This window comes from Streptomyces sp. BV286, from assembly GCF_019090165.1.
GTDB lineage: Bacteria > Actinomycetota > Actinomycetes > Streptomycetales > Streptomycetaceae > Streptomyces.
Genome location: NZ_JAHRIB010000073.1, coordinates 26,278 through 36,291, shown reverse-complemented (window position 1 = coordinate 36,291; position 10,014 = coordinate 26,278). Strand labels below are relative to the sequence as shown.

10 protein-coding genes are annotated in these 10,014 nt (G+C 71.7%); 6 read left to right on the top strand and 4 right to left on the bottom strand.

Annotation, left to right across the window (positions count from 1 at the left end):
- Nucleotides 1-365 (top strand): ATP/GTP-binding protein (locus KUF83_RS10675; protein ID WP_217454374.1); only part of this gene is annotated, 365 nt, incomplete at its 5' end.
- 352 nt (nucleotides 366-717) lie between these two features.
- On the opposite strand, the gene KUF83_RS10670 is transcribed toward KUF83_RS10675, so the two are convergent.
- The 3 genes from KUF83_RS10670 to KUF83_RS10660 all read right to left on the bottom strand — a co-directional run bounded on the left by KUF83_RS10670 (nucleotide 718) and on the right by KUF83_RS10660 (nucleotide 5,080).
- Nucleotides 718-909 carry an acyl-CoA carboxylase subunit epsilon gene (locus tag KUF83_RS10670; protein ID WP_217454373.1) on the bottom strand — a complete coding sequence of 64 codons (192 nt, stop codon included), beginning with the start codon at nucleotides 907-909 and terminating at the stop codon, nucleotides 718-720.
- A 60-nt stretch (nucleotides 910-969) separates the two neighbouring features.
- Nucleotides 970-2,562, bottom strand: a complete 1,593-nt coding sequence (locus KUF83_RS10665) for an acyl-CoA carboxylase subunit beta (RefSeq protein WP_217454372.1) — start codon at nucleotides 2,560-2,562, stop codon at nucleotides 970-972.
- A gap of 154 nt (nucleotides 2,563-2,716) precedes the next feature.
- Nucleotides 2,717-5,080, bottom strand: coding sequence for a polysaccharide lyase 8 family protein (locus KUF83_RS10660; RefSeq protein ID WP_217454371.1), 2,364 nt, complete (start codon nucleotides 5,078-5,080; stop codon nucleotides 2,717-2,719).
- A 259-nt stretch (nucleotides 5,081-5,339) separates the two neighbouring features.
- Between KUF83_RS10660 and KUF83_RS10655 the strand changes: the two genes are divergently transcribed.
- Nucleotides 5,340-5,951: a YceI family protein gene (locus tag KUF83_RS10655; RefSeq protein ID WP_217454370.1), complete on the top strand. Its 612-nt coding sequence runs from the start codon at nucleotides 5,340-5,342 to the stop codon at nucleotides 5,949-5,951.
- A gap of 202 nt (nucleotides 5,952-6,153) precedes the next feature.
- Here KUF83_RS10655 and KUF83_RS10650 read toward each other — a convergent pair whose 3' ends face one another.
- Nucleotides 6,154-6,753, bottom strand: a complete 600-nt coding sequence (locus tag KUF83_RS10650) for a YdeI family protein (RefSeq protein WP_217454369.1) — start codon at nucleotides 6,751-6,753, stop codon at nucleotides 6,154-6,156.
- 127 nt (nucleotides 6,754-6,880) lie between these two features.
- Here KUF83_RS10650 and KUF83_RS10645 point away from each other — a divergent pair, with 127 nt between their 5' ends.
- The 4 genes from KUF83_RS10645 to KUF83_RS10630 all read left to right on the top strand — a co-directional run bounded on the left by KUF83_RS10645 (nucleotide 6,881) and on the right by KUF83_RS10630 (nucleotide 9,916).
- Entirely contained in the window at nucleotides 6,881-7,420 is a 540-nt protein-coding gene (locus KUF83_RS10645) for a hypothetical protein (RefSeq protein WP_217454368.1), read from the top strand.
- Nucleotides 7,421-7,820: 400 nt separating this feature from the next.
- A complete protein-coding gene (locus KUF83_RS10640; RefSeq protein WP_217454367.1) occupies nucleotides 7,821-8,993 on the top strand; it encodes a Cmx/CmrA family chloramphenicol efflux MFS transporter in 1,173 nt (390 codons plus the stop codon).
- Between the two features lie 113 nt (nucleotides 8,994-9,106).
- On the top strand, nucleotides 9,107-9,412 hold the full coding sequence (locus KUF83_RS42780; RefSeq protein ID WP_308402965.1) for a hypothetical protein: 306 nt from the start codon (nucleotides 9,107-9,109) through the stop codon (nucleotides 9,410-9,412).
- 9 nt (nucleotides 9,413-9,421) lie between these two features.
- A complete protein-coding gene (locus tag KUF83_RS10630) occupies nucleotides 9,422-9,916 on the top strand; it encodes an N-acetyltransferase (protein ID WP_217454366.1) in 495 nt (164 codons plus the stop codon).
- Nucleotides 9,917-10,014: the final 98 nt, after the last annotated feature.

The window sequence follows — 10,014 nt, the reverse complement described above, 5'->3', positions numbered from 1 at the left end:
TCGGCCGTATCACCCTGGACCAGGACCTGATCCTGTACCTGTTCGGCACCCCCGGCCAGGACCGCTTCTGGTTCATGTGGGACGACCTGGTGCGCGGCGCGATCGGCGCGATCGTCCTGGTCGACACCCGGCGTCTCGCCGACTGCTTCCCCGCGGTCGACTACTTCGAGAACAGCGGCCTGCCGTTCGTCATCGCCCTCAACGGCTTCGACGGCAGCCAGCCGTACAACCCGGACGAGGTCCGGGAGGCGCTCCAGATCGGCCCCGACACCCCGATCATCACGACGGACGCGCGGCACCGGGCCGACGCCAAGTCGGCGCTCATCACGCTCGTGGAGCACGCGCTGATGGCGCGCCTGCGGTAGCCCGCGGCGCTTCAGCCGTACGAAGGGGGCCCTCTTTGGCAGAGGGCCCCCTTCGTCGTGTGCTCGGCACCGTCGTGCGTCGAGTCGTCGTCGAGTGCGGGTCCCGTCGTGGTTGCTCGCGCAGTTCCCCGCGCCCCTGAAAGACAAGAGCCCCGTGTCGAGTGCGGGTCCGTCGTGGTTGCTCGCGCCGTTCCCCGCGCCCCTCAAAGACAAGAGCCCCGCCTTCAGGGGCGCGGGGAACTGCGCGACCGGCCACGACGGACCCGCGGCCGAAGAAGGCCCCCACGCCCCACTGGCGCCCGCAGGCATGCCAAAGGGCTCCCTCTTCGCAGAGGGAGCCCTTTGGTGAGGCTCAGCGCCAGCTGTGGGGCGCCCGGAAGCCGGGCTCGCGCTCGAGGCGGCGCCAGCCGGCCTTCGCGCGGCCCCGGTGGGCGGGGGCGTCAGCCGGGGCGGAGGCGGCGCGAGCCAGCAGGATCGCCGTCACAGCGGCGACCTCCTCGGGCTCGGCGTGGCCCTTCTCGACGCGGATATCAGGAATGTCCATGGGTGTCAGTCTCCGTGAGAGAGAGGTCCGCGGGGTTGCCGCGACGGGTCAGGCGGGTTACTACTGCGGCGGGTTGCCGTGCTTGCGGGAGGGCAGGTCCGCGTGCTTGGTACGGAGCATGGCGAGCGAGCGGATGAGGATCTCGCGGGTCTCCGCCGGGTCGATGACGTCGTCGACCAGGCCGCGCTCGGCCGCGTAGTAGGGGTGCATCAGCTCGGCCTTGTACTCCTTGACCATGCGTACGCGCATGGCCTCGGGGTCCTCCGCGTCGGCGATCTGACGGCGGAAGATGACGTTCGCCGCGCCTTCCGCGCCCATCACGGCGATCTCGTTCGTCGGCCATGCGTAGGTGAGGTCCGCGCCGATGGACTGGCTGTCCATGACGATGTACGCGCCTCCGTAGGCCTTGCGGAGGATCAGCGAGATCCGCGGCACGGTCGCGTTGCAGTAGGCGTACAGCAGCTTCGCGCCGTGGCGGATGATCCCGCCGTGCTCCTGGTCGACACCGGGCAGGAAGCCCGGGACGTCCAGCAGCGTGATGATCGGGATGTTAAAAGCGTCGCACATCTGGACGAAACGCGCAGCTTTCTCCGACGCCTCGATGTCCAGGACGCCCGCGAGGGCCTGCGGCTGGTTGGCGACGATGCCCACCACCTGGCCGTCGAGCCGGGCCAGGGCACAGATGATGTTGCGGGCCCAGCGCTCGTGGACCTCCAGGAAGTCGCCGTCGTCGACGAGTTCCTCGATGACCCTGGTCATGTCGTACGGCCGGCTGCCGTCCGCCGGCACCAGGTCCAGCAGCACGTCGGAGCGGCGGTCGGGCGCGTCCTCGGACTGAGCGGCCGGAGGGTTCTCGCGGTTGTTCTGCGGGAGCATCGTCAGGAGGTAGCGGACCTCCGCGATGCAGGTCTCCTCGTCGTCGTACGCGAAGTGCGCGACGCCGCTCGTCTCGGCGTGGACGTCCGCGCCGCCCAGGCCGTTCTGCGTGATCTCCTCGCCCGTGACCGCCTTCACGACGTCCGGGCCGGTGATGAACATCTGCGAGGTCTCGCGGACCATGAACACGAAGTCCGTGAGGGCGGGGCTGTAGGCCGCGCCGCCCGCGCAGGGGCCGAGCATGACCGAGATCTGCGGGATGACGCCCGAGGCGCGGGTGTTGCGCTGGAAGATGCCGCCGTAGCCGGCGAGCGCGCTGACGCCCTCCTGGATGCGGGCGCCCGCGCCGTCGTTCAGCGAGACCAGCGGCGCTCCGGCCGCGATGGCCATGTCCATGATCTTGTGGATCTTCGTGGCGTGGGCCTCGCCCAGCGCGCCGCCGAAGATGCGGAAGTCGTGCGCGTACACGAAGACCGTGCGGCCCTCGACCGTGCCCCACCCGGTGATGACACCGTCGGTGTACGGCTTCTTGGTCTCCAGGCCGAAGCCGGTGGCCCGGTGCCGCCGCAACTGCTCGACCTCGTTGAACGAGCCGTCGTCCAGCAGGAGCTCGATCCGCTCCCGGGAGGTCAGCTTGCCCTTGGCGTGCTGTGCCGCGGTCGCCTTGTCGCTGGGGCCGCGAAGAGCCTCCGCACGGATCGCCTGCAGCTCGGCCACACGCCCACGGGCGTCCGCGGGTTCACCGGCCGAGGATTCGGTCTCGTCCAAAACGGTCATGTAGCGACCTTACGAAGTCCACCAAGCAAAGCGGGCCGTCGACTCCGTACAGTCTCCGGCCCGTTTTACTGGTACCCCTGAACAGAACCCCGGCGGCGTGCAGGCGATCCGACTGCTCAGGGGGTCTGCGGCTTGTAGGAGTCACACAAAGCCGTCAGCTGAGAGTCACCTCACATTCATGGGTGGCGCATGCCGTCCCCGGGGTGACAAGCAGCCTCAGCCGGCGGCCGGCGGCGAGCACCTCGACGCCCGGACCGACGCGCACGACCCGGCGTACGGGATGGTCCCAGACGACTTCCAGGGCCTCTCCGGTACGCGGCGGCTCGCTCACGCAGAGGGTGGCGGTACGGCCCCGGCGGCGTACGAGCACACTCGCGGGGGCGGAGACGGCGAGCGGGCCCACCGCGCCCGGCCGCCAGAAGTTGGCCGCGAGGAGCCCCGGCGCCGGTGCGGACACGGCCTGGCAGCCGGCGTCGTTGGAGATGACCGACAGCCGGCGCCGGTCCGCCGCACGGACCGCGACGGTGCGGGGCGAGGCCCCGGGGAACACGGCGTACGCGTACGTGGCGTCCACCGGGTCCGTGCCGTGGTCGAGCCAGAGCGTCTGCCAGCGGCGGGTCCGGCGTTCGGTGGTGCTGGTGGTGTTGATGTCGGACCAGGAACCGGTGCGGTCCTCGCGGAGGGTCCGCAGGCGCTTTCCGTCCAGGACGACCCATCCGCCGTGGCCTTCGAGATGCGCCCAGCCGGGACCTCGTACGAGGGTCTGCGTGCCGCCCTCGCCGAGGTTCCTGTTGTCGACGACCGTCTCGACCGGGACGCCGTCCGTGGCGGTGATCCCCGCGCCGAGGCAGATGACCGCGTCGGAGAGGCAGAACCACGACGTGCGGGCCTCCAGGGTCGACCCGAGGCCCTTCAGGTGCTGTCCGACCGCCGCGAGTTCCCCGTCCGTCGTGCCGCCGACCCAGCGCGTGGCGGGCCTGGGCTCGCCCCACTCGCCGCCCGCCCGGTCGGCGAGCCGCTTGGTGGACACGGTCGTCCCGGGGAGCCGGTACCAGTCGACGGTCGGCCAGAACCAGTCGGTGTACTGGTCGGCCCGGTACGCCCGGCCGGCCCGGTCGGCCTGGCCGGCGGCCCACCAGTAGAGCATTCCGGCGCCCGTGTGCCAGCCGCGCGGGTTCTCGCCGTTGCCGCACTCGTAGTGGGCGATGCGCTCGCTGGCCATGGCGATGTTCGCAGTGAAGCCGGGGCCGCGGTGCACGGCCCGGTCCATGGCGGCGAAGAGATGGTGACCGGCCGGTTCGGGGGCGGGCGGGACCGCCGAGCCCGCGACGGCGTGCAGCCGCGCGAGATCGGCCACTCCGAACTGACGTCCCGTCAGGATGGGCGTGACGGTGTCCCGTTCGATCCACCCCTTGATCCGCCCGTGCCAGCGGTCCCGCTCCTGGGCGCTCGCGCCCTGGGCGAGCAGCGTGATGGCCGCGATCAGCGCCTGGCCGTGGAAGTGGTCGCTGCGCATGATCCGCCGGTCGTCGCTCTTGAGGTAACCACGGCTGATGGCACGTCCGTTGACGCTGTCCATCATCAACCCGTCGTGGATCAGCGGCGCGTAGGCCTTCTCCACGCTGTCGAGGACGATCTGCCGGGCGGGGTCGGTCACCTCCCAGGGCGAACCTGCGAGCAGCGCGAAGAGGCGGCCCAGGCCGTCGAGCAGGACCTGTCCGTACGTCCCCGAGTACGCGACCCAGGTGTGCTGGACGAACGACCCGTCGGCGTAGAGCCCGTCGCCCTTCGTGACGTACGGGAAGACGGGCGAGAGCGCGTCCCGGGCGAGTGCGATCTTCTCCGGGGCACGGCCGACGATGCCGCGCAGGGCGACGGAGCGGCACAGGTCGACGCGGTTGGCTCCGGTCGAGATGCCCGTGTAGTCGCGGAGCACCGCGTCGGGGACGAAGTGGTCGACGGCGGCGCAGGCGGCGGCGACCTGTGTGCCGGTGAGCTCGCCGTACAGGGCGGCCACGATGTCCGTGAGGAGGCGGGGGCTGCCGATCTGCCACTCCCACCAGTTGCCGTACCGGGTGGTGGCCGGGTTGTAGACCGTGGCGGAGAGGTGGTCGAGGCCGCGCAGGAGGTCGGCGCGCAGGCCCGGGTCGCCGGTGGAGCCGGTGCCCTCCTGGACGTACGCCTGCGTCATCGTCCACAGCCTGCTGTAGCTCTGGGTGATGCCCGTCGGCGGGTCGTAGGGCTGCCCGGGCCAGAGCGAGGCGGCCGTCGGGGCCATGGACTCCTGGAAGCCGCGGGCCAGTTCACCGGTCTCGGCGAGCCGGGAGGCGTACGGTTCGGCGGCCGGGTCGTAGCCGGCGCCGAGCGCGATCTCCAGCCAGCGGCGCCGGAGCGTGTCGTACGCGTCGTCGTTCGCCGCGCGGGCGGGGACGGCGGGCGTCAGGAGCGGAGCGCTCGACGTGAGCGCCGCCGCCAGCAGGAACCTACGGCGGGTGGGAGTCCCGGAGCGGAGCTTCATGCGGGTCCTTCCTGCGGTTGACCGTGCTGCCTGTGGGACGGCGGTGCAGGTGGGGCAAGGCGATGGTGCACGAGCGCCGCACGTGTCCACCAGGGGGCCGCCGGACGACCTTAGGTGTAGACCAATGGCGACCGGGAGTAACCGGACGGATACTCTTCGGTTAAGGTTGAAACCCGTATGGAATAGGTCTATGGTCGTCGTAGTTGAACGTTAAACAGCTTCGGCGCAGAGCCGGGGCACGTCCCCAAAGGAGCTAGTCATGGGCATCTTCGGCCGCAAGGACACGAACGACACCGCTGCCGCGGCGACCACCGCCGTGAGCCCCGACCTGGCCGCCCTGACCGGCGACTACACGATCGACCCGGCCCATTCGACGATCGGCTTCGTCGCCCGTCACGCCATGGTGACGAACGTCAAGGGCGGCTTCGAGGACTTCGTCGGAAGCCTGCACCTGGACGGTGGCGACCCCTCGCTGTCGACGGCGAGCATCGACGTCAAGATGGACAGCATCAGCACCGGTTCCGCCGACCGTGACGGTCATCTGAAGAGCGCGGACTTCTTCAAGACGGAGGAGTTCCCCACGATGACGTTCCGCTCCACCCAGGCGGAGGCGCTCGGCGGCGACGACTACCGCATCACCGGTGACCTGACGATTCTGGGCACCACCCGGCCGCTCTCCATCGACCTGGAGTTCAACGGCGCCGCGAAGGACCCGTTCGGCAACGAGCGGATCGGCTTCGAGGGCAAGGCGGAGATCCTGCGCTCCGAGTGGGGCCTGACCTGGAACGCGGCGCTGGAGACCGGTGGCGTGCTCGTTTCCGACAAGATCAAGCTGAGCTTCGACATCTCGGCGATCCGGAACGCCGACTGATCCCCGTACCTGACCGGTCCGACTGCCGGGCCTCCTCCCGCCCGTCGAGTGCGCCCGCCCTCCGGCTCCCTGTGAGCGGAAGGCGGGCGCTCGGCCGTGAAGGGCCGGCCCGGAGACCGTCGAGGCGGGGCCGAGGCGGGGCCGAGGCAGGTCCGAGGCGGGCGGGACGGGCCCGGAGCGGAGACGGGTGTGGCGGGGCCGGTCACCTCACCGGCCGCCCCGCTTCCAGCCCGGCGACCGCCTTCCCCAGCCGGGCGGCCCGCACCTCGGGGGTCCTCGCCTTCAGCAGGCCCACGATGACCAGGTACCGGTCCGTCCTGCCGAGGCCGTCGAAGAAGGCCTTCGCGCGAGGGCTGCGGTCCAGTGCGGCGGCGAGGTCGTCCGGGACCGTCGCGTTCCGCTGCGACTCGTACGCCGCGTCCCACCGGCCGTCCGCCTGGGCGGCGGCGACCTCCGCGAGACCCGGGGGACGCATCCGGCCGGCCGCGGTGAGGGCCTCCACCTTGCGCACGTTGACCATCGACCAGAGGCTGCCCGGCCTGCGCGGGGTGTACTTCTGGAGGTAGTACGAAGCGTCGAGGCCCCGCCGCTGGCCGTCGATCCACCCGTGGCAGAGAGCCACGTCGAGGGCCTCGGTCACCGTGATCGACTGCAGGCCGGAGCCCTTCTTGGCGATCTTCAGCCAGACACCGCCCCTGAGGCCCGGATGCGCGGACACCCACGCGTCCAGCTGCGCGGTGTCCGTGAAGGTCCTGATCTCCACGCCGTCGATCGTGCCGGCACTGCCGAGGGTGTCATCCATGAGGACACAGTAGGACGGCAGTAGGACAGTTCCTGTCCTAGATGGCCCGGACGGCTGGATGGTCGGCCGGATGGTCTTCCGAACGGGTCGGGTTGGCCGTGCGGGAGGTCGGCGCTACCGTGCGCCGGTGTCCTCGTTCATGCAGCAACTCCCGGCCCTGATAGGCGTGGTCATCGGTGCCCTGGGCTCGTATCTCGCGATCGTGCGCGGCGACCGGGTCAGGTTCCGGCGCGAGCAGACGGCGCGGTGGGACGAGCGGCGCCTCGCCGTGTACTCCGAATACGCCCGGACGCTGAAGAAGACCATCACCCTGAACTACCGGGTCGCGGCCCACCTCGGCAACGACCCGAACCGGCACCCCCTGAGCCCCGAGGACGCGGCGCCGCAGCTGGCGGCCGCCCTGGACGCCCGCGATCCGGCCTGGGAGGCCCTGCTGATGCTCGGTGCGCCCGACGTGGTCGACCGGGCGCGCGAGTGGGTCCTCGCGGCCATCGAGATGGAACGCTTCCTGGAGGCCGGCGTCCACGACCCGGACGGCTGGTCGGACCTGCTGGCGCGTCAGCGCGTGGCCCGGGACCGGTACTACGTGGCGGTCCGCAGCGACCTGGCCCTTCCGCCGGGGCACTCGGGCCGGTGGTCCCTCGACCGGTCGGACCCGGGAGCGTGAGCCTGCGGACGCCCTGCGGCCCCGCCCGTCCGGGTGTCCCGGGGCGCCGGACACGGCGGTGACCGGGATCCTCCGTCATCGGGTCGGCTCCGGTAATCGAAGGACGCCGGTGGACGGAGGGCATCGATGGTCGGAGGGCGTCGGTGGTCGGAGGGCGTCGGTGGTCGGAGCGCTCCGGTAATCGGGTGGCCCCGCAAGGCCGGGGGTGACTAACCTGCCCCTCATGTCCAGCCCCGAGGCGTCAAGACTCCGGCCACCGGCTCTCCGGTGGCTGTTCGGGATGTCGGGCTGAAGCGTCGCGGTCGAGCGCGTCCAGGCCCCCGCCACTGTCACCGTCACCGGAACGCCGTGCAGCGTGCCGTGTCCATTTTCGGGTGTTACGTGTGTGCGGAGTCGTGTCATGCCATTGGGGCTATATCTGTTGGGGCTCGCTGTCTTCGCTCAGGGGACTTCGGAGTTCATGCTGTCCGGGCTCGTGCCGGACATCGCGCGGGACATGGGAGTGTCCGTACCGGCTGCCGGGTCGCTGACCTCGGCGTTCGCCGTGGGGATGGTCGTGGGGGCGCCCCTCATGGCCGTGCTGGTCCGGCGGTGGTCGCGGCGTGCGGCGCTGCTGGGGTTCCTGGGCGCCTTCCTGGCCGTGCACGTCGTCGGCGCGGTCACCGACAGTTTCGCGGTGCTGCTGGCCACCAGGGTCGTGGGCGCGCTCGCCAACGCCGGGTTCCTGGCGGTGGCCGTGATGACGGCCGTCGGCATGGTCGGGGCCGACGCCAAGGGGCGGGCCACGTCGGTGCTGTTGGGCGGGGTGACGGTCGCGTGCGTGGCCGGCGTGCCCGGCGGCGCTCTTCTCGGGCAGTTGTGGGGATGGCGGTCGGCGTTCTGGGCCGTGGTCGTCCTGTCCGTGCCGGCCCTCTTCGCGATCGTGCGGTCGGTGCCGGGCGGGGCCCCCGCTGCCGCGCAGGTGAGTGTGCGGAGCGAGCTGCGGGTCCTGCGAGCGCCTCGCCTCCAAGTGGCGCTGCTCCTGGGGGCGTTGGTGAACGGGGCCACCTTCTGCACCTTCACCTATCTCGCGCCGCTCGTCACCGGCGTCACCGGGCTGGGCGAGCGGTGGGTACCTCTCGTGCTGGCGCTCTTCGGGCTCGGTTCGTTCGCCGGGGTCGCCGTCGCGGGGCGGATCGCCGACGCCCGGCCCGGCCCGGTCCTCGCCGGGGGTGGGGTCGCGCTGCTGCTGGGGTGGGCCGTCCTCGGCCTGACCGCCGGGAACCCGGTGGCGGCGGTCGTACTCGCCTTCGTACAGGGCGCGTTGTCGTTCGGCGTCGGCTCGACGCTGATCTCGCGGGTGCTGTACGCGGCGGCCGGGGCGCCGACCCTGGCGGGCGGGTTCGCGACGGCCGCGTTCAACGTGGGTGGTGCGCTGGGTCCTTGGTTCGGCGGTGTCGTGATCGGGGCGGGCCTCGGCTACCGGTCTCCGGTGTGGGTCAGTACCGCACTCGTGGGGCTCGCCCTGGCCGTGGGCGTCACGGGCCTACGGCGGAGGGCCGTCGGGCCGGCTCGGGCATCATGGACCGTATGAGCGGTCACGACGCCCACGAATGGATCAGGGTCGCCGCGTACGAGAACGCGCCCGGGCGCCCTCAGCCCCTTGCCGCCGTGCGGAGTTGACTGCGGGAGCGCGGTGTCGACTGGATGCCGTTCGTGACGGACGAGGTGCGGTGGGACCACACGTGCGGGCGCGGGGAGGACGGGCGCCCGCGCGGGTGGTTCACCGTGTACGTGGCGGCGGACGCCCTGGGGCGGCTCGGACTGCATCCCCGGCAGGCAGCCTCCCGGATCGACGGGACCTCGCCGCCCGGCTGGTGGCATGCGGCCGGGGAGCGGTACGCGCGTGGGCGGGCTCCCTTGCCGGACCCGGCCCGCACCGGACCCGGACCCGGCCCCGGCCCCGGCCCCGGCGGGAATATCCCGGTGCGGGGCCGGTGGGCCGGGCGCTAGCCTCCGGGCATGACCTGGCTGCCCGCTGACTTCGTCCATCCCCTGCGCGTCGACGTGCCCGGTGGGCATCACCTCCGCCCGATCACCGGGGCGGACGCCGCGATCGACTACCCGACGGTGATGGGATCCCGGGAGCGGCTGTGGTCGGTCTTCGGGGAGGCCTGGGGCTGGCCCGCCGCCACGATCACCTTCGAGGCCAACCGGGCGGACCTGGAACGGCACGAGGCCGAGATCGCCGCTCACCAGTCCTTCAACTACGTGCTGTTCGACGAGGCGGAGACCACCGAGTACGGGTGCGTCTACATCGATCCGCCGGAGAAGGCCGGTGCCGACGCCGAGATCTCCTGGTGGGTCGTCGACGACCAGGTGGGGACCTCGCTGGAGCGGGACCTGGACACGTTCGTGCCGCGGTGGATCGCCGGGGCGTGGCCCTTCGAGCGACCGCGGTTCATCGGACGGGACCTGTCGTGGAAGGAGTGGCTGGCCCTGCCGGACCACACCTGACGGACCCCCGGCCCACACCTGTCGCCTCCCCGGGCCGCGACGCCCGCACGGACGACGGCACGCACACCGGCTCCCGGCTCCGTCCGGCTCCCGGCCAT